The 16,872-nt window shown below is 70.2% G+C and carries 16 protein-coding genes and 2 pseudogenes; 5 read left to right on the plus strand and 13 right to left on the minus strand.

What is annotated here, in order from left to right:
* Nucleotide 1 precedes the first annotated feature (1 nt).
* The 8 genes and pseudogenes from ACH4F2_RS19745 to ACH4F2_RS19780 form a co-directional block, all read right to left on the minus strand.
* Nucleotides 2-673 (minus strand): response regulator transcription factor, encoded by a 672-nt coding sequence (locus tag ACH4F2_RS19745; protein ID WP_351400824.1) that lies wholly within the window; start codon nucleotides 671-673, stop codon nucleotides 2-4.
* Entirely contained in the window at nucleotides 670-1,800 is a 1,131-nt protein-coding gene (locus ACH4F2_RS19750; RefSeq protein WP_398133993.1) for a sensor histidine kinase, read from the minus strand. The genes ACH4F2_RS19745 and ACH4F2_RS19750 overlap by 4 nt, the downstream gene beginning before the upstream one ends.
* A gap of 26 nt (nucleotides 1,801-1,826) precedes the next feature.
* Entirely contained in the window at nucleotides 1,827-2,639 is an 813-nt protein-coding gene (locus tag ACH4F2_RS19755; RefSeq protein ID WP_398133994.1) for a hypothetical protein, read from the minus strand.
* Nucleotides 2,640-2,860: 221 nt separating this feature from the next.
* Nucleotides 2,861-2,968 (minus strand): annotated as a pseudogene (locus ACH4F2_RS19760) (transposase family protein); the annotation flags it as partial.
* A 183-nt stretch (nucleotides 2,969-3,151) separates the two neighbouring features.
* Nucleotides 3,152-3,676, minus strand: coding sequence for a hypothetical protein (locus ACH4F2_RS19765; RefSeq protein WP_398133995.1), 525 nt, complete (start codon nucleotides 3,674-3,676; stop codon nucleotides 3,152-3,154).
* A 21-nt stretch (nucleotides 3,677-3,697) separates the two neighbouring features.
* Nucleotides 3,698-4,840 carry a ferritin-like protein gene (locus ACH4F2_RS19770; protein WP_398133996.1) on the minus strand — a complete coding sequence of 381 codons (1,143 nt, stop codon included), beginning with the start codon at nucleotides 4,838-4,840 and terminating at the stop codon, nucleotides 3,698-3,700.
* Between the two features lie 71 nt (nucleotides 4,841-4,911).
* Nucleotides 4,912-6,825, minus strand: a complete 1,914-nt coding sequence (locus ACH4F2_RS19775; protein WP_398133997.1) for a GMC family oxidoreductase — start codon at nucleotides 6,823-6,825, stop codon at nucleotides 4,912-4,914.
* Between the two features lie 467 nt (nucleotides 6,826-7,292).
* Nucleotides 7,293-7,721, minus strand: coding sequence for a hypothetical protein (locus ACH4F2_RS19780; RefSeq protein ID WP_398133998.1), 429 nt, complete (start codon nucleotides 7,719-7,721; stop codon nucleotides 7,293-7,295).
* A gap of 109 nt (nucleotides 7,722-7,830) precedes the next feature.
* Between ACH4F2_RS19780 and ACH4F2_RS19785 the strand changes: the two are divergent.
* Nucleotides 7,831-8,076: pseudogene (locus tag ACH4F2_RS19785) on the plus strand (integrase core domain-containing protein); the annotation flags it as partial.
* 195 nt (nucleotides 8,077-8,271) lie between these two features.
* Here the strand turns inward: ACH4F2_RS19785 and ACH4F2_RS19790 are convergent.
* A complete protein-coding gene (locus ACH4F2_RS19790; RefSeq protein WP_398133999.1) occupies nucleotides 8,272-9,237 on the minus strand; it encodes a pirin family protein in 966 nt (321 codons plus the stop codon).
* A gap of 149 nt (nucleotides 9,238-9,386) precedes the next feature.
* Between ACH4F2_RS19790 and ACH4F2_RS19795 the strand changes: the two genes are divergently transcribed.
* Nucleotides 9,387-9,734: a tetratricopeptide repeat protein gene (locus ACH4F2_RS19795; protein ID WP_398134000.1), complete on the plus strand. Its 348-nt coding sequence runs from the start codon at nucleotides 9,387-9,389 to the stop codon at nucleotides 9,732-9,734.
* Nucleotides 9,735-9,862: 128 nt separating this feature from the next.
* Here the strand turns inward: ACH4F2_RS19795 and ACH4F2_RS19800 are convergent, their stop codons facing one another.
* Nucleotides 9,863-11,287, minus strand: coding sequence for a PepSY-associated TM helix domain-containing protein (locus tag ACH4F2_RS19800; protein WP_398134001.1), 1,425 nt, complete (start codon nucleotides 11,285-11,287; stop codon nucleotides 9,863-9,865).
* Between the two features lie 139 nt (nucleotides 11,288-11,426).
* On the opposite strand from ACH4F2_RS19800, the gene ACH4F2_RS19805 reads away from it, so the two are divergent.
* The gene (locus ACH4F2_RS19805; protein ID WP_398134002.1) at nucleotides 11,427-12,083 is read left to right on the plus strand and encodes a peptide deformylase; all 657 of its coding nucleotides are present in this window, start codon (nucleotides 11,427-11,429) and stop codon (nucleotides 12,081-12,083) included.
* 288 nt (nucleotides 12,084-12,371) lie between these two features.
* Here ACH4F2_RS19805 and ACH4F2_RS19810 read toward each other — a convergent pair whose 3' ends face one another.
* On the minus strand, nucleotides 12,372-13,808 hold the full coding sequence (locus ACH4F2_RS19810) for a dihydrolipoyl dehydrogenase family protein (RefSeq protein ID WP_398134003.1): 1,437 nt from the start codon (nucleotides 13,806-13,808) through the stop codon (nucleotides 12,372-12,374).
* Between the two features lie 121 nt (nucleotides 13,809-13,929).
* Here ACH4F2_RS19810 and trxA point away from each other — a divergent pair, with 121 nt between their 5' ends.
* Nucleotides 13,930-14,328: a thioredoxin gene (gene trxA / locus ACH4F2_RS19815; protein WP_398134004.1), complete on the plus strand. Its 399-nt coding sequence runs from the start codon at nucleotides 13,930-13,932 to the stop codon at nucleotides 14,326-14,328.
* Nucleotides 14,329-14,344: 16 nt separating this feature from the next.
* On the opposite strand, the gene ACH4F2_RS19820 is transcribed toward trxA, so the two are convergent.
* Nucleotides 14,345-15,379 carry a LacI family DNA-binding transcriptional regulator gene (locus ACH4F2_RS19820; protein WP_398134005.1) on the minus strand — a complete coding sequence of 345 codons (1,035 nt, stop codon included), beginning with the start codon at nucleotides 15,377-15,379 and terminating at the stop codon, nucleotides 14,345-14,347.
* Between the two features lie 73 nt (nucleotides 15,380-15,452).
* Nucleotides 15,453-16,148, minus strand: coding sequence for a TetR/AcrR family transcriptional regulator (locus tag ACH4F2_RS19825; RefSeq protein ID WP_398134006.1), 696 nt, complete (start codon nucleotides 16,146-16,148; stop codon nucleotides 15,453-15,455).
* Between the two features lie 146 nt (nucleotides 16,149-16,294).
* Here ACH4F2_RS19825 and ACH4F2_RS19830 point away from each other — a divergent pair, with 146 nt between their 5' ends.
* The gene (locus ACH4F2_RS19830) at nucleotides 16,295-16,858 is read left to right on the plus strand and encodes an NAD(P)H-dependent oxidoreductase (protein ID WP_310869774.1); all 564 of its coding nucleotides are present in this window, start codon (nucleotides 16,295-16,297) and stop codon (nucleotides 16,856-16,858) included.
* The last annotated feature ends 14 nt before the right edge of the window (nucleotides 16,859-16,872 follow it).

A 16,872-nucleotide genomic window follows, 5' to 3' on the forward strand; every position in this document is an offset into this window, starting at 1 on the left:
CTCAGCCCCCCGGGCTGCCCGCGTCGCGGACGAGGAGGGCGATCTGCACCCGGTTGGACAGGCCGAGTTTGGTGAGCGACCGGCTCACGTGGACTTTGACGGTGGTCTCTGCCATCCCTAGCTCACGGGCGACCTCCGCGTTGGCCAGCCCGCGGGCAACCGCGCCGACGACCCTTCGCTCGCGGTCAGTCAGGACCGACAGACGCTGCCTGGCTGCGACGAAGTCGGCGGAGTGCTGTCCGGCGTAGGCATCGATCAGACGTCTCGTGACCGTCGGCGCGAGCATCGCGCTGCCCTCGGCGACCGCGCGGACGGCGGCGATGAGGTCGCGCGGTGCGGTGTCCTTCAACAGGAACCCGGCGGCCCTGGCGCGGAGGGCGCCGTGGACGTACTCGTCACGGTCGAAGGTCGTCAGCATGATCACGGCCGGCGGGTCGGGCAGCCGGTTGATCTCCGTTAGCGCGCCCACGCCGTCGATGCCGGGCATACGTACATCCATCAGGACGACGTGCGGCCGGTGGCGCGCTACCGCGTCGACTGCAGCGGTTCCGGAGTCGGCCTCGGCGACCACCTCGATGTTCCCGGCGGCTTCGAGGATCATGCGCAGGCCGGTCCGGACAAGGGCTTCGTCGTCGACTACCAGAGTGCGGATGGGGCGGGAGGTCCGGGTCATGTCGGCAGTCTCGCAGTGACAGCGAACCCTCCAGCGGGTTCGGGGGCAGCCGCGAACTGCCCGCCGAGGAGTTCGACGCGCTCCCGCAGCCCCACGAGCCCCAGGCCGCTGCCGGGCAGCGGAGGAGCGGGAACGTGCACTGTGGTATTCGTGACGGTGACCTCCAACGCCGACGGCAGGTGCCGTACCGCCACCCGGACCGTGGGCCGGACGGCGTGCTTGTGGGCATTGGTGAGCGCTTCCTGAACGACCCGGTAGGCGGTGTGCTCGACCATTGCGGGGACGTCGCGCACAGTGCCCTCGTCCTGCCGCTCGACGGGGATACCCGCCGACCTGGACTGCTCCAGCAGCCGTTCGAGGTCGGCGAGCGTCGGCTGCGGCAGGAACGGCTCGGCTGTCTCCACTTCCGTCAAGACACCCAGGACGGAGCGGAGTTGAGCGAGCGCCTCCCTTCCCGTGGTGCGAATGAGCTCCGCCTCCTGCGCGGCCCTCTCGTCGGTGGTGCTGATCTCCAGGGCTCCGGCGCGCAGCACCATCAGGGAGACACGGTGGGCCACGACGTCGTGCATGTCGCGGGCGATGCGGGCACGTTCCTGCGCGCGGGCCTGCTCGGTCCGTACGGCCTGCTCCCGCTCCAGCCGTTCAGCCCGCTCGCGCAGCCCGGCCACCACCTGCGCCCGGGCGCCCCGCCACAACCCGCCCACGACGGGCAGCCAGACGAACAGCGCCACACCGCCAAGCGCCGACACCGCCTCGACTCCCGGCCGGGGCACCGCCACCAGCAGGCTCGCGGCCACCGTGAAGAGCACCAGGTGACGAGGCCGCCGGTACGAGGTCGCGGCCACATAGGAGGCCACCGATACCAGTAGTCCCGGCGGCCTGACCACAGAGTCGACGCCTGCGAGCAGAAACAGCAGCCACGGCCGCTCCGACGCGGTCCGGACCGCCACCGCCGCCAGCAGCCCAGCCACCGCGGCCACGACCGGGCCGGGCACCGAGGCGAGCACCGGCCATGCGGGCCCGTACGGACCGGGCAGCGCGGCCGGAAAGAACGCGCTGCCGAACGCGACGACGGGAAGCAGCCAGGCTCGCAGCCGACGACGGACCGGATTACTCGGTCTCGCCAACGCCCCTGCCATGCATGATGGTTGTGTCACCAGCTCAGGATCCTCAACGGCCTGCGTCCGGCCGCGAGCACCCCCTGGCTGCGCAGCTCAGGCACGGTGTCCCGGAGCACTCGGATGCCGAGGGGGACGAACACCGCGCACAGACCAACGGACAGGACGACGTCGAGAAGCCCGCTCTCCTTGAGCGCGCCGGTCCACAGCGATCCCGCGAGGAGGAACAGCACCAGCCGCCCCGTACCGAAGGTTCCCGACCGGAAAGCCCCGATGGCGAGCACCGCCGTGCCGGCGTACAGGGCGAAAGCGGCCGTGATGGGCACCCGCAGGGGCCCGTAGGACATGTCCGTGTAGTCGGCCATCACCAACTGGGTGGCCCGCTCCAGCCCCAGCGGTTCGATCAACTGGAAGGCGGTGTGGTCCACCCCGGCCCAGTACAGGCGGCAGAACAGGCCGATCACGACGAGCGTGCCGCCGGTGCAGGCGAGTCTCGGGGCGCGCACGGCGACGATCCCGGCGAGGACGACGAAGGCGATACACAGCAGGACGGCGCCTGCGGCGAAGCATCCGTAGCCCGCGACGGTCAGGCCGGGGCTGGCCTGGAAGGCAGCGAGCTGGCCGTAGGCCGGGAACGGCTGGCTGTCGTACCACGCCAACTGCTCCGGCGTGAAACCCGCCGTGCGCACGGCTAGGTAGCGCAGGAGCAGCCCGACGCACCAGACGACGGGAGCAAGGATGCAAGCCGTCCCACCGATGAAGCGCCCGGGGAACCAGATTCTGCGGGGGAGCCGGACAGTTTCTTCTTGCGCGCCGCCCTCGGGGGCGGGCGTGTGGTGTAGGGACATGCCAGCAGCCTCGCCGCCCGCCAGCACCCTCACATCCGCCAATGGTTACGCTCCTCCGTCTCTTTAGGACTCCTCACAAAGGCGTTGGACGTGGCGATGGGTGATGAGGCAGGTGGCGAGGCCGAGGAAGGCTTCGGGGGCCGGTGTTGCACCTCAGCTCCGAAGGCAGTTCATCTCCTGGCTCGAAGCGGAACCTGGCATCGGGGCAGGGTCTGGATCTTGGCGTGAGACTGATTGACGCCAAGCCCGGCTGCGAGCTGGGCGTGCCGGTTGCCGTTGCGGAGGTGGGCGAGTGTGAGCAAGGTCTGTCGGCCCTGGCTCAGGCACCTGGTGGCGGCGCAGGGCAGAGCTGGACACTTCGACACCGGCAAGCGCCATCTCGCTCACGCATTACTCGAACGGGATTCCGATGTCGATCAGTGGAAAGTCGTCGTTCCACCACAGCGTCGGCGTCACGCCGAGTGATACCTTGTCGCGGCCCAGGTTCGGGACAGTGCTGGTCACTACACTTCCTACTTTTGGTAATTCTCGAATACGGGCGGATTGGCCCACGACCCGTAGCCCGGCGCCTTCGCGCCGGATGGGTGGGCACCGATCGCCCGCCACAGCAGACCCTCGGTGTAAGCGTCGGAGGAGACGACGAACGGGGGTGTCCGTCCGCTTCCGCCGTGCGCGCGACCTTCTCCGGCCTGGCTACCCTCAGGCTGGCTGTCATCCGGGACGGCGGGCTTCGCTCCGCTCCGTCCGGGCGCCGTCCAGGCCGCCACGTCCATGCGTCCCGCCAGTTCCGGGCCGTACCAGACGCCGACGTACCAGAGCTTGATGATGCTTTTCACGACTGGATCGGCGGGGACGGCAGAGGGATCGGCAGAGATCACCTTCTGGATCGCATCCGGCCCTTCCTGATTCACGACCGTTTCGTAGTAAACCTCCGCCTGACCGGTTCCCCATAGGTCGAACTCGCTGAACCCGGTCACAGTGGCAGAGAACTTCACGAATTCGCGTAGCTTCTCTTCTGTGGTCGTTCCTTGCGTCATGATGCCGCCTCCTTCGACGGTCTAGAGCTCGAATGTCGGGCCGGCGTTCGCCCCTGGATGCCCTGTGAGCGGGTTGCGGATGAGCCGGTTCATGGTGTCGCGAATGCGGAACATCTCCCAAACCGCCTTGAGAAGCAGGTCGGGCTGACCGTTGTAGGCGAGATTGACATTGGTCAGGAAGGTGGCGTAGGACTGGTTGAATTCCTTGGCCGCCGCCAGGATTTCCGGGTCTCCCGCGAGGTCCGCCAGCTTGATGTCCGGCTTCACCGGATAGACGGCACTCCAGTCGACGTTCAGATCCGGGCCGGAAGGCTCACCTGGATCGTCGCCCTTCTGGTAGTACCGCCCCTTCTCCAGTTGCTGGAACCTGTAGTAGTGGGCGATTTCGTCCTGGCTGTCGAAAATGCCGCCGTACAGTCCTTCGCCCTGCTCCGCGACGAGGGTGAGCGCCGCGACTGCGGTGTCGCGCCCCGTCACCTTGATCACGTCGCCGCCACCCGAGTAGAAGTACTCGGGGGTCACCTGGCGAGCGGGATCGCCGGTGAAAATTGTCGTCCCTGCCCTACGGGCCTGGTCCTCCAGGTGGTTGATTCCCCGGATGATCTCCTCGTAGAACTCACCGATGCTCAGGAAACGCAGGGTGGGGTCTCCGGGAACGAGGCCGAGGACGGTACCGGACTCCTCGAGTTCCGCCAGTTTCTCCGGGGGCGGCGCCGTGCCGTTGGACGTCAGGCCAAGGGCCGCCCAGTCCATCGGTACGAACCTGTCTTCCTCGGTAGCTGCCTGCGCGGGCTTCTCGATCTTCAGGAACGTGCTGAGAGCCTCGTGCGAGAACGGTCGGAGGTGCACTTCGAAGTCATCGGGACCACACGGCAGGCGCGTTGGATAGTTCGGCACGAAGCCGGGCTTGGTGAGGTCCGGCGTCCCGCCCACGGCGTTCATGACGTTCGCGACCAGGGTGAGGTGCAGCATCTCCTCGACGGCCACGACCCTGATGACGTGCCAGGCATCCGAGTTCTTCCCCGGCTGGAGCGAGTAGAGGGCCGTCAGGTAGGGCGGGAGCGTTGCATGCTCCAGCTGGAGCCCCTTGTAGAGGTACTCGTGTAGCTCCTCGACGGTCTGGATCTTGGAGCCCTGGGACGGCTCCGATTCTGAAACGGACATGTTCCCCCAATCGTGGGCGGTGACGATGGCGATGGCCGGCGTGGCGTTCGACCCGCCGAGCTGTTGGCCGTCTAGCTGCGGACGGTGGCCGGCGCCTTCGCGGCACGCAGGCGCTTGACAATGTGGGTCGAACTGCGGATGGCGAGCGCCGCCATGGTCAGGCTGATGTTGGAAGTCCCGATCGAGGGCAGGCTGCCGGGCCCGACAAGGTAGAGATTGTCGTGGTCCCACGACTGCTGGGTGTGGTCGACCACGGAGTTCGCCGGGTCGGTCCCCATGATGTGGGTGCCCGCAAGGTGGTTGCCGCCCACGATGTTGTACCACTGGCCGTCGTGCTCGACGGCGCTGTAGCGGTCCTTGTCGTAGGTCGTTCGATCCTCAGCGCCGAGCTTCTCGAAGATGTCGGTGGCGAGCTTGCGGGCGAATGCGGCCCCCCGCATGGTGTAGGGCGGGATCTTGAGCGACACGACCGGTTTCAAGTTGCCGAGGGCGTCCTTGTATCGGTCGTCCACAGTGACCGTGTTGTTCTTGTCGGGCAGCAGGTCGATCATGAAGGCCAGCAGAAGCTGTCGGGAGATCTGGTTCCCGAGGGTGCTGCGCAATTCCGGCCCGTACATGCCGCGTTTGTCGACGAGTTCGACCAGGTCCGTGTAGGGCGAGCCGGTGGCCCACCCCCAGCCGTCGTTGTGGATGTCCACGCCGAATCCGGCCTGGGTTCCGCGGAATCGCCCGCCGCGCAGGTCGGTGATTCCGCTCGTGCAGGATGTGCCTCGCATCGTGCCGGCCGGCTTGGGCAGCAGGCCCCAGGCCAGCAGGTACGCGTGGTCCATCAGGTTGCGGCCGATCAGCTTGCTGCGGCTCATACGCTGCATGTCGGAGGCCAGCATGAGCCGGGCGTTCTCGATGGCGTGAGCGCAGAGAACGTAGACGGTGCCCTTCACCGTGTACGTCTCGTAACTGTTGGAGTCGAGCGACTGGTAGTTCTTGATGGTGATCCCGGTCACCCGTTGGTCCTGCTCGTTGATCTCGATCTTGGACGCGACAGCCTGCGTCACGATCTTGACGTTGCCCTTGCGGAGCGCCTTGGCCAGCGTCTTTCCCGCGTGGTATTTGGCCTGCACGGGGCAGATCGGGACGCAGTTGGTGTTGCCCTGACAGCGTTCGCCCTCTTCCACCTGGTTCGTGCTCACCGCGCCGACCGGGACGAAGCCCTTGCCGCCGTCGTACGCGGCGTTCGGCACGCCGTTACGGGCCTGCGGAAAGCTGCGTACCCGGAGGGTGTAATCGTCGTCCGCCAGGTTGACCCGCATGCCGTCCACGCCTTGGGCGACGGTCTGGTCGAGATAGGACGGCGGCATGCGGTGCATCGGGAACACGTATCCCTTGGGGAAATACATTCCCAGGTATGCCTGGTCCTCGACTTCGGCGGCTACGCCCAGTTCGGCCTCGGCCTGCCGGTAGTAGGGTTCCAGGTCGTCATAGCTGAGCGGCCAGTTCAGGCCCTGCCCGTACTTGGTTTGCAGGTTGAAGTCCTCGGGAAGCATGCGCAGCGCCTTCCCCTCCCAGTGCATGGAGGTACCCCCGAGGACTCGGGTGAAGGTGGTGTCCGTGCAGTACTTGTCCTCTTGTGCGAGGTAGAAGTCGTCCCGGGGCGTGTCCGGATGCACCGGCATGGTGTCGGTGCTTCTGGGCATCCGGGCATTCGGGTTGAACGGATACGGTGACTGGTTGTCCTTGACGACTGCGCCGTAGAACCGCGACAGGTACGACTCGTACTCGGCGAGGTCCAGGTCCTTGCCGGGGCCGGCTTCGACAATCAGCACCCTCTGGCCTGCCTGGCTCAGCTGCTCGGCGACGATGGAACCTGCCATGCCGCCGCCGACGATCACGGCATCCCACTCGCCTGTCGCGGCCTCTGCGGCGCTGGTCTGCGTCGCGGCGCCGGCTGGGAAGATCACCGGGTCTGCATCGTCGTAAGACGTCATTGATTCCCCTTGTCGCGTCTGGGGGTGACCTCACCCCGATTACGGGCAGAACAGCCCGGTGACGGATCCCACCAGCCGTCAGAACGGATGGTGATCGAATGACTGTCGGAGGCCCGCCACTGCCACTGGCAAAAGAGTGCCAGCTCAGAAACCGAGTTCAAGCTGGAGAACCAAGGCAAGCAAGCATCGCGGCTCCCCCCGATGAATCGGTAAGCGCTTCCCGCAATCCCCAGCGGCTCCGCCGTCAGCTGCGGCCACTCGCTGCGTTGGTGGCCCGTCCGCGTACGTCGCGTACGAGGACGGCCCTCCGTTCCGATTGACCACATCTGACGCCGCTCGTTATTTCCATTGGGGATTTCGGGAAAGACCTCGGCACGAGGATTGCATATGTCGCTGTCATCCCTCTCACCGCAGCGGGGATCTTGTCGGCAAACCCACCGTTCGGACGTAATCAGTGAGCCCAGGGTTTACGTACTTCCCTCCGGCCGGTGCTGGCGGGGAACGCTTCGAGCGGTGACCGCGGGAACGCCGAGGTCGACGACAACGCGGGATGGCCGCCGGTCGAGTTGGGTGAGCTTCTCCTCTGCTCCGGCAAGGCTCACCTGCAGCCCTTCCGTCTCGCCGAGCCATCCTTCGCGTTCGGCCTCGGCGATGCGGGCGAGGAGGTTGTCGCGGATCTCGACGAGCCGGTCACGTTGTGCGGGATCGGGCCAGAACATCGGGCAGCGAACACAGGCGTGTTCGTGGATGCAGGGGGTCCCGAACGCGCGGCCGCATGCTCCGATGGAGACTTTTCGCCGCTCGAAGTGGCCGAGGAACTCCTGCCATTCATCGTCGGTGGGGACACGGTATTCCTCGCGCGGGCGGAGGGACCTGCAGCGGGCGAGGAAGGCCATGTGCGCCTGGATCGCCTCTTCGGGGTAGACGGCCTTGTGAGGCTGATCCCTTGGAGTGGACACCCTGACAATGGATCTTGATGGTCCAGGGAGGGACGTCCAGGTGGGACGCCAGTCTCCGTACCGCGGTGGGGCCAGCTATGACAATGCCCTCGCCGAGTCGTTCTTCCAGGGCCTCAAGCGGGGGCTGCTGCACGGACGGCGCTGGACGTCGAAGGCGCAGGCCCGCCTGGAACTGTACCGCTGGATGTCGTACTACAACCGACGCCGTCGGCACTCCGCACTCGGCTACCTCACACCGGTCGAGTTCGAACAGCATCTGATCGCATCACATACTCTGTCACTCGCCGCATGAAACCCGGTGTCCACTCCCGGGGATCAACCTCACCTGCCACAGCCACCCACAGACGGACACATCCTCGCCGGGCACGGCACAGCACTTCGAGCTTGCCGCACACCCAGCCACACTGCACCCGCGAGGACCCCTTCAGGGACGACATAGGACGGCTGCCTGACTGGCCGTCACCAGCCTGTCAGCCGTTCTCGCAGGTCAACGGGCCCTTCCACGAGGCTTCAGCGGGACTGCCGGTAGCGCGGGCGCGGGCAGCGGGGCGCCGTCGTACCCCTTGACCTCCCCGAATCGCGACCCTTCCATCCAGTCCCGGCGCGCCTGTACGATCTCCTCCTGGGAGCGCCCGATCCAGTTCCAGAACATGAGCAGTTCCTCCTCGAACGGCTCGCCCCCCAGGAGCATCAGCCCCGCGTCGGAGTCGGCGCGCAGGGGGAGTTCGTCGCGGCCGCAGCCGAGGTAGAGCATCGAGCCCGGTACCAGCGGCACGCCGTCGACGTGGGCCTCGCCGGCCATGGACAGCACGGCGTACTCGAAGTCCCGTTCCAGCGGGAGACGTACGTCCGTGCCGCCCGTGAGGGCCAGGTCGGCGCCGACGAGGGGGGTGTACGTCGTGCCCGGCGAGGTGGTGCCGTCGAGGGTGCCGAGGAGCAGGGTGGCCGTCAGGCCCGGGGCCGTGACGAGCGGCAGCTCGGCGTGGAACTCGAAGTGCGGGTCGGTGTGGCGGTGGGTGTCCGGGAGGGCGACCCACAGCTGCGCGCCGTGCAGGTAGCGGGCGTGCGAGCGCGGGCTCTCCTCGGAGTGGCTGATCGCCCGGCCGGAGGTCATCAGGCCCAGCTGGCGCGGACGGATGGTCTGCAGGCTGCCGGTGGAGTCGCGGTGCAGTACCTCGCCCTCGTGCAGCCAGCTGACCGTCTGCAGGCCCATGTGCGGGTGCGGCGGCACCTGCATGCCGGGCTCTTCGGCGATGTCGTCGGGACCGTAGTGATCGACGAAACACCAGGCGCCGACCATGCGCCGTCCCAGGTTGGGCAGCAGTCGGCGGACCTCGGTGGACTCGCCGAGCCTGACGTGGCGAGGGCTGAGGAGTTCCCGCACGGGCTCCGCCACCACGAAGCCGCGTCCGCCGCACAGGCTGGGAACCGCCTCACGATCAAGATTGCTCATGCCGCCCAACCTAGTCCCGGACGACCTGCCGCGTCAGACCGTCACGCTGCCGTCACCGTGGCCGGACGCGGACGCCGCCGCTAACACCCCCACCGGTTGTGGAATTTTCAACCATATCGCGTGGTTGAGTGCGTCGAAGGAGGTCACGAGTGGACACGACGTACTACGACCACGGAACACCGGCGGAGCGCTGGGAGCGTGCGCGGATGTTCTTCGACGCGAAGGACTACGCGGCCGCGGCCCGCGTCCTGAGCGGGCTGGTCGGTGAGGTGCCCGAGCAGACCGGACCGCGGCTGCTGCTGGCGCGCGCCTACTACCACTCGGCCCAGCTGCGGCGTGCGGAAGCGGAGCTGCGGGTCGTCGTCGAGCGCGATCCCGTCGAGCAGTACGCCCGGCTGTTGCTGGGACGCACGCTCGAACGGCAGGGGCGGCAGGAGGAGGCCGACGTGCAACTGCGGATCGCCGCTGCTCTGGCGGGGGACTTCGACGGCCGCTGAACGGCGGTGCCACGACGGAGCGGTGGGTGCGGCGGTGCCGTTCTCACCGCTCCGCCGGCACCCTGCTCACCGGTCCCCGTCACGACTGGGCGTCCCCGCCGTCATGACCCGGCGCTCGGCCCCGGGGCTCACCGTTTCGCCGTCGCACCGCCCGCGTACGTCCGGCGGCCCCGCCGGTGAGCGATCTCGCCGAGCACGACGTCGAGCACGGCGAACGCGGCCAGGGGTATGCCGAGCAGCGGCACGAAGTAGCCGAGGACGGCGACGGCGGCCGCCAGCGGGACGAGGAGCAGCGGCGGCACCTGCTGCCACGCGCCGCGCGGGATCGGGCGGCCGAACGCGGAGCCCCGGCCGCGCTGCCACCACATGCGGTAGCCCCAGACGATGAGCAGGATCAGTGAGGCCGCCAGCAGCATCAGGGCGATCTGGTTGGGCAGGCCGAACAGGCTGCCGGTGTGCAGGTCGATGCCCCAGCGGCTGAGCTTGGCGAGCACCGGGTAGTCGGCGAAGCGGAGTACGTCGGTCACCTCGCCCGTCGCCGGGTCCACGGCGACCGAGTCCTGCTTTTCGGGCCAGCTCCGCTGCACCTGCTTGACGACGTAGGCGGAGGACGCGTCAGCGGGCGGGACGATCTCCACGGGGTCGCCCAGGCCCTCGGCACGCGCCGCGGCCAGGACCTTGTCGAGGCCGACCCCGTGCCCGGCCTCCCCGCCGGTGCCCGCCGCCGCGCCGTGGCCCGCGTGCTCGCCGCCCGACGCGCCCGCCGACGCCGACACGGAGGGGGTGGTCTGGCCCAGCGAGACGCGCAGGTCCTCGATGTTCGCTCCGGCATACGTCGACCAGGTCAGACCGGTGGCCGAGAGGAAGACGAACCCGGCCGCGGCCCAGGCGCCGACCGTGCCGTGGACGCCCAGGGTGCGGCGCCGGCCGCTGTTGCCGCGCAGCTTGCGCCGGGCCCGGCGGCGGGAGAACCACAGCACCAGGCCGCCGCCCGCGATCACCCACAGCCAGCTGGCGGCGAACTCGCTGTACAGGCGGCCCGGTTCGCCGAGGTGCAGGTCGCGGTGGAACTCGTCGATCCAGGTGCGCAGCGGCAGCGCGCCGGACGAGCCGTACTGTTCGAGGGCGCCGCGCACCTTCGCGGTGTACGGGTCGACGAAGACCGCGAGCGTGTGGTCGGGGTCGACGCCCTCGACGCCGGACAGCAGCACCCTGGTGGTGGCGTCCGCCTCGGGCGAGGGGCGTACGGCCGACACGGTGCCCTCGGGGTGGGCCTGCCGGGCGGCGGCGACCTGTTCGGAGACCGGCAGCTTGCTCCCGCCCGCGTCGGGAACGGTCAGCTCGTGGGCGTAGACCATCTTCTCGGCCTGGAAGGAGGCGGCGTAGAGGAGGCCGGTGGCCGCCGCGATCAGCAGGAACGGGGCCACGAACAGCCCGGCGTAGAAGTGCAGGCGCAGGACGAGCGGGCGCAGCGTGGACCATCTGCGGGGTGGGGACGGCGGGGTCGCGGGCCCTGGGGCCTCGTCCGTGGGGGCTGCGGAGGTGGTGGTCATCGGTGGGCGCTCCGGGGACGTCGTGGGCGGGGTGCTCCCAGTGGTCGGGGCGGGAGCGCGCCGGGTTCCCCGGCCTTTCGGTGGTGTGCGTCACATCGATGGTGCCGGCGGGTGCAGTACGCCGTGGCATCCTGGCGCGATGGGAACTCCGAGTGATCGCGCGTCCTTTGCCGAGCGGGTCGAGGAACTGCTCGCCGCCGGCGGACCGTTGCCGATCGTCGCGGCCGGTGATCCGGTGCTGCGGCGCCCGGCCGAGCCCTTCGACGGGCAGTTGGAGCCGTCGCTGCTGGCACGGTTCGTCGAGGCGCTGCGCCTCACCATGCACGCGGCGCCGGGTGTCGGCCTGGCCGCGCCGCAAGTGGGTGTCGGGCTGCGGATCGCGGTCATCGAGGACCCGGCGCCGGTGCCGGACGAGGTACGGGTGGCACGGGGGCGGGTGCCGCAGCCGTTCCGGGTGCTGGTCAATCCGTCGTACGAGCCCGTCGGCCCCGGGCGCGCCGCGTTCTTCGAGGGCTGTCTGAGCGTGCCGGGCTGGCAGGCGGTGGTGGCACGGCATGCCGAGGTACGAATGCTGGCGCGGGACGAGCACGGGCGGGCGGTGGACGAGGTGTTCTCGGGCTGGCCGGCCCGGATCGTGCAGCACGAGACGGACCATCTCGACGGCACGCTGTATCTGGACCGGGCCGAGCTGCGGTCGCTCGCGTCGAATCGGGCGATGGTCGAGTTGTGGGGGCAGGCGACGCCTGAGCGGGCGGCGGAGGGGCTGGGATTCGGGCTGCCCGGGCCGGCGGTCTGACCGGCCGCCGGGGCCGGGCGCCGGGGCCGGGCGCCGGGGCCGGGCGCCGGGGCCGGGGCCGGGCGCCGGGGCCGGGGCCGAGCGCCGGGGCCGGGCGCCGGGGCCGGCCGCCGGGGCCGGGCGCCGGGGCCGGGCGCCGGGAGGTGCGCAGCCTACGTGTTGCGGGGCTCCGCCGGGCCCGCCCGTGCCACCCCCCGGAAGGTGACTCCCAGCCGTTCAGGCACCGGGGAGGGCACGACTGCCCGCAGCTGGGGTGCCGGGGCGGCTGCCCTCAGTCGCGTGAGGGGGTCAGTGGTCCCGGTACGCCTCCAGCAGGCGCAGCCACACCTCGCTGATCGTCGGGTACGACGGGACCGCGTGCCACAGGCGGCTGATCGGGACCCGGCCGGCGACGGCGACGGTCGCGGAGTGGAGCATCTCGCCGACGCCGGGGCCGACGAAGGTGACGCCGCGGACGATCTCGTCCTCCAGATCGACGACCATGCGGGCGCGCCCCTTGTAGCCGTCGCCGTACAGACTCGCGCCGGCCACCGTCGCGAGGTCGACGTCGACGGCGCGGACGCGGTGGCCGGCCTGCTCGGCCTCGGCCAGGGTGAGACCGACGGACGCCGCCTCGGGGTCGGTGAACACCACCTGGGGGACCGCGTCGTGGTCGGCGGTCGCGGCGTGCGCGCCCCACGGGCCGGAGTCCAGGTCCGGCACGCCACAGGCGCGGGCGGCGATGGCGGCGCCCGCGATGCGTGCCTGGTACTTGCCCTGGTGGGTGAGGAGGGCACGGTGGTTGACGTCGCCGACGGCGTAGAGCCAGTCGTGGCCCTCCACCCGCAGGCTGTCGTCGACCGGAAGCCAGGAGCCCGGTTCCAGACCGACGGTCTCCAGGCCGATGTCGTCGGTGCGCGGGACGCGGCCGGTGGCGAAGAGGATCTCGTCGGCTTCGAGGCGGTCGCCGGTGTCGGTGACGGCGACGACGGTGCCGCCCTTGCGGGTGACGGACTCGACGGACGTGCCGGTGCGGATGTCGGCGCCCGCCTCGGTGAGCGCCTCGGCGACGAGTTCGCCGGCGAACGGCTCCATACGGGCGAGCAGGCCGCCGTCGCCGCGGACCAGGAGCGTCACCCGGGAGCCGAGGGCCTGCCAGGCGGTGGCCATCTCCACGGCGACGACTCCGCCGCCGACCACGATCAGCCGGCCGGGGGCGCTCTTGGCGCTGGTGGCCTCGCGACTGGTCCAGGGGCGCACCTCGGCGAGTCCGGGCAGGCCGGGCAGGGCGGCGCCGCTGCCGGTGCAGACCGCGACGGCCTGCCGGGCGGTCAGCACCCGGCGCGTGCCGTCGGGCGCGGCCACCTCGACCGTGCGCGGCCCGGCGAGGCGTCCCTGTCCGCGGTAGAGGTCGGCGCCGATGCCCTCCACCCACTGGACCTGGCCGTCGTCCTTCCAGTGGGAGGTGTACTCGTCGCGGCGGGCGAGGACCGCCGCCGCGTCGAGGGGGTCTCGCACCGACCGGCCGAGGCCGGGCAGGCGGCGGGCGTCCGCGCGGGCGAGGACCGGGCGCAGCAGGGCCTTGCTGGGCATGCACGCCCAGTAGGAGCATTCGCCGCCGACCAGTTCGCTCTCCACGATCGCCGTGGACAGCCCGGCCGCGCGGGTACGGTCGGCGACGTTCTCCCCCACGGGGCCCGCGCCGATCACCACGACGTCGTACGCGATGGAATCCGTTTGCGTCATGGGGCCAGTCTGGTGGGTGGTGTGCGGCGTGGCCACATGGGTACGAGCGCTGGAATACCCAGCAGGTCGGCAGTGTTGTGCCGACGGCTTACGCCATCGAACCCGGGAAGAGGGATCACGCATGACCAGCACTGTGGAGCTCACCAAGGAGAACTTCGACGAGACGGTCACGGACAACGAGTTCGTCCTGATCGACTTCTGGGCGTCGTGGTGCGGTCCGTGCCGTCAGTTCGCCCCGGTCTACGAGAAGGCGGCCGAGGCCAACCCCGACCTCGTGTTCGGCAAGGTGGACACCGAGGCGCAGCCGGAGCTGGCCCAGGCCTTCGGTATCCAGTCGATTCCGACGCTGATGATCGTCCGTGACCAGGTGGCCGTGTTCGCGCAGCCGGGCGCGCTGCCCGAGGAGGCGCTGACGGACGTCATCGGCCAGGCCCGGAAGCTGGACATGGACGAGGTCCGCAAGTCGGTCGCCGCGCAGCAGGCGCAGGCCGAGGGCCAGGCCGGGCAGGACGGTCAGTAGGCGGACCTGCCTTCGGTCAGCTCGACTCCCGGTGCACCACCGCCGCGCCCAGCACCTTGTGCCGCTCGGGCGCGGCGCCGGGGTCGTGGACCGCGCGGTCGACCAGGGCGGCCAGGTCACGGCCGGCGGGCAGTTCCAGGTGGACGGTGCTCAGCCGAGGCCGCAGCAGGCGTCCCAGCATCAGGTCGTCGGCGCCGATCACGGCCGTGTCACCGGGGATGCCGAGGCCCTCGTCCTGCAGGGCCCGCATCAGCAGCATCGCGTACTCGTCGTTGTACGCGAACACGGCGTCCAGACCGAGGGAGCCCCAGCGGGCGGCCAGCCGGGCGGCGTCCCGTTCCTCGTAGGCGAGGGGCAGTTCGGTGACGGTGGCGTCGGTGTCCCGGACGGCTCGGCGGGCGCCGACCAGGCGCGGTGCCGAGAAGACCTCCAGTCCGTCCTCCGCCGGCACGACGACGCCGATCCCGCGGCGTCCGCGCTCGTACAGGTGACGGGCCGCGCTGTGGCCGACGGTCTCGTGGTCCATGAGCAGGGCGTGCGCTCCCTCGACAGCCTCGGGGCCGAGGGTGACGACCGCGCGGGCGCCCGAGCGTTTGAGGATCTCCACACCACGCGGGCCGATACCCGATCCGGGGACGAGGACGGCGACCGGGCGTAACTCGGCCCAGGCACGGGCGGCATCGTCGCCGTGCGGGCCGACGGCGCCGTACTGGACGACGGTGTAGTCGAGACGGCCGAGGGCCCATTGGAGTTCGCCGAGGAACCTGCTGTAGAGCGGGCCTGCGGGGAAGGACGGCGCGGGCATCAGCACCGTACGGCTGTGTCCGGCGCGCAGGGAGCGGGCCGCGGCGTGCGGGACGTATCCGAGTTCCCTGGCGGCCTCGTGGACGCGGCGGCGGGTGGGTTCGCTGATCCGGACGGTGCTGGTGTTGTTGAGGACGTAGGAGACGGTCGCGCGCGAGACTCCGGCCAGGCGGGCCACATCGGCACTCGTGGGGACGGAGCGCGGTGCGAGGGACTCGGGGGCGGGCGGTTTCGGTATCTGCACCATGACGTACGGCATCCTGGCAGAAGCCCGGCGGGGGGTGCCGGGCGGGGGAACGTCGTCCGGACCGGACGAGAACTCAGCCCGTGGGCACGGGGGTCGCGGGCCCGGCCTGAGTCTCGGTGCGGGTCACCCGTGCGACCAGGTCCAGCCAGCCCGCCTGCAGCCGGGCCGGGGGCACTCCGCACTGTTCGGTGAGGTGGTGGACCAGTGCGGCGTCGAGATACGCCAGCAGCGTGTGGGAGAGGAGTTCGCTGTCCCCGTCCGGGACCGCCTGCCGCAGCAGCAGGGCGACGTGGCCGCGCAGGAAGCGGCGCGGGGCGGCGGTGTAGCGGCGTTCCGCGCTCGGCTCGGCGGCCAGTTGCAGTTCGAGTTCGTCGATGGAGCGGCGCAGCATGGCGCAGCCGAAGGCGCGCAGCCGCTCGACGGGCGGCGCCCCGGGCCCCAGGGGCGGCGGGCCGCCGAGGAGCGCGGCCTGGAACTTCTTCTCGGAGTGGTCCAGGAGTGCCATGAGCAGGCCGGTGCGGTCGCCGAAGCGGCGGAAGACCGTGCCCTTGCCCACCGAGGCCGCCGCGGCCACCGCCTCCATCGTGACGCCGGCCGCGCCGTGCTCGGCGACCAGCCGGGCGGCGGCCTCCAGCAGCCGGGCCCGGTTGCGCGCGGCGTCGGCGCGCAGGCAGGGCTCGTCCTCCTCGGTCCCCGTGCCGAGTTGCAGCAACTCGGGCGGGCCGGCGGTCTCCTCGGGCTTCGGGAAGGGCGGCAGGGAGGCGGACATGACGCCAGCGTAAAGCATCGGGAAGAAAACTGGACCGCGGTCCGTTTGAGGTGTTAGAAATTAAACGGACCCCGGTCCGTATCCTTTACGGCAGTGTTTCAGCAGCGTCTGTCCCCTCAGCGTCTGCTCCGTCAGTGGGAGTACTCATGTCTGTCCGCATCCTTGCGCTCGTCGGCAGCCTTCGCGCCGGTTCGCACAACCGCCAGCTCGCCGAGGCGGCCGCCAAGTTCGCGCCGGAGGGCGCCGAGGTGCAGCTGTTCGAGGGGCTGGCCGAGATCCCCTTCTACAACGAGGACATCGACGTCGAGGGCAGCGTCCCGGCCGCCGCCGCCAAGCTGCGCGAGGCCGCCCAGGCCGCCGACGCCTTCCTGTACTTCTCGCCCGAGTACAACGGCACCATCCCGGCCGTCCTGAAGAACGCCATCGACTGGCTGTCCCGTCCGTACGGCGCCGGCGCCCTCTCCGGCAAGCCCGCCGCCGTCGTCGGCACTGCCTTCGGCCAGTACGGCGGCGTGTGGGCGCAGGACGACACCCGCAAGGCCGTGGGCATCGCCGGCGGCAAGGTGATCGAGGACATCAAGCTGTCCATCCCCGGTTCGGTGACCCGTTTCGCCGAGACCCACCCGGCCGACGACGCCGAGGTCGCCGCCCAGCTGACCGAGGTCGTCGCCCGGCTGCACGGCCACGCCGACGAGGCCGTCGCCGCCTGACCCTCGCCTGGTAC

The sequence above is a fragment of the Streptomyces sp. NPDC017890 genome (assembly GCF_044328675.1).
GTDB lineage: Bacteria > Actinomycetota > Actinomycetes > Streptomycetales > Streptomycetaceae > Streptomyces.

Coding starts and splice junctions, on each gene's coding strand:
- ACH4F2_RS19800 (WP_398134001.1), bottom strand. CDS start 11,287: ATGACCACCACCTCCGCAGCCCCCACGGACGAGGCCCCAGGGCCCGCG.
- ACH4F2_RS19770 (WP_398133996.1), bottom strand. CDS start 4,840: ATGTCCGTTTCAGAATCGGAGCCGTCCCAGGGCTCCAAGATCCAGACC.
- ACH4F2_RS19825 (WP_398134006.1), bottom strand. CDS start 16,148: ATGTCCGCCTCCCTGCCGCCCTTCCCGAAGCCCGAGGAGACCGCCGGC.
- ACH4F2_RS19780 (WP_398133998.1), bottom strand. CDS start 7,721: ATGGCCTTCCTCGCCCGCTGCAGGTCCCTCCGCCCGCGCGAGGAATAC.
- ACH4F2_RS19755 (WP_398133994.1), bottom strand. CDS start 2,639: ATGTCCCTACACCACACGCCCGCCCCCGAGGGCGGCGCGCAAGAAGAA.
- ACH4F2_RS19805 (WP_398134002.1), top strand. CDS start 11,427: ATGGGAACTCCGAGTGATCGCGCGTCCTTTGCCGAGCGGGTCGAGGAA.
- ACH4F2_RS19820 (WP_398134005.1), bottom strand. CDS start 15,379: ATGGTGCAGATACCGAAACCGCCCGCCCCCGAGTCCCTCGCACCGCGC.
- ACH4F2_RS19790 (WP_398133999.1), bottom strand. CDS start 9,237: ATGAGCAATCTTGATCGTGAGGCGGTTCCCAGCCTGTGCGGCGGACGC.
- ACH4F2_RS19775 (WP_398133997.1), bottom strand. CDS start 6,825: ATGACGTCTTACGACGATGCAGACCCGGTGATCTTCCCAGCCGGCGCC.
- ACH4F2_RS19830 (WP_310869774.1), top strand. CDS start 16,295: ATGTCTGTCCGCATCCTTGCGCTCGTCGGCAGCCTTCGCGCCGGTTCG.
- ACH4F2_RS19765 (WP_398133995.1), bottom strand. CDS start 3,676: ATGACGCAAGGAACGACCACAGAAGAGAAGCTACGCGAATTCGTGAAG.
- ACH4F2_RS19810 (WP_398134003.1), bottom strand. CDS start 13,808: ATGACGCAAACGGATTCCATCGCGTACGACGTCGTGGTGATCGGCGCG.
- trxA (WP_398134004.1), top strand. CDS start 13,930: ATGACCAGCACTGTGGAGCTCACCAAGGAGAACTTCGACGAGACGGTC.
- ACH4F2_RS19745 (WP_351400824.1), bottom strand. CDS start 673: ATGACCCGGACCTCCCGCCCCATCCGCACTCTGGTAGTCGACGACGAA.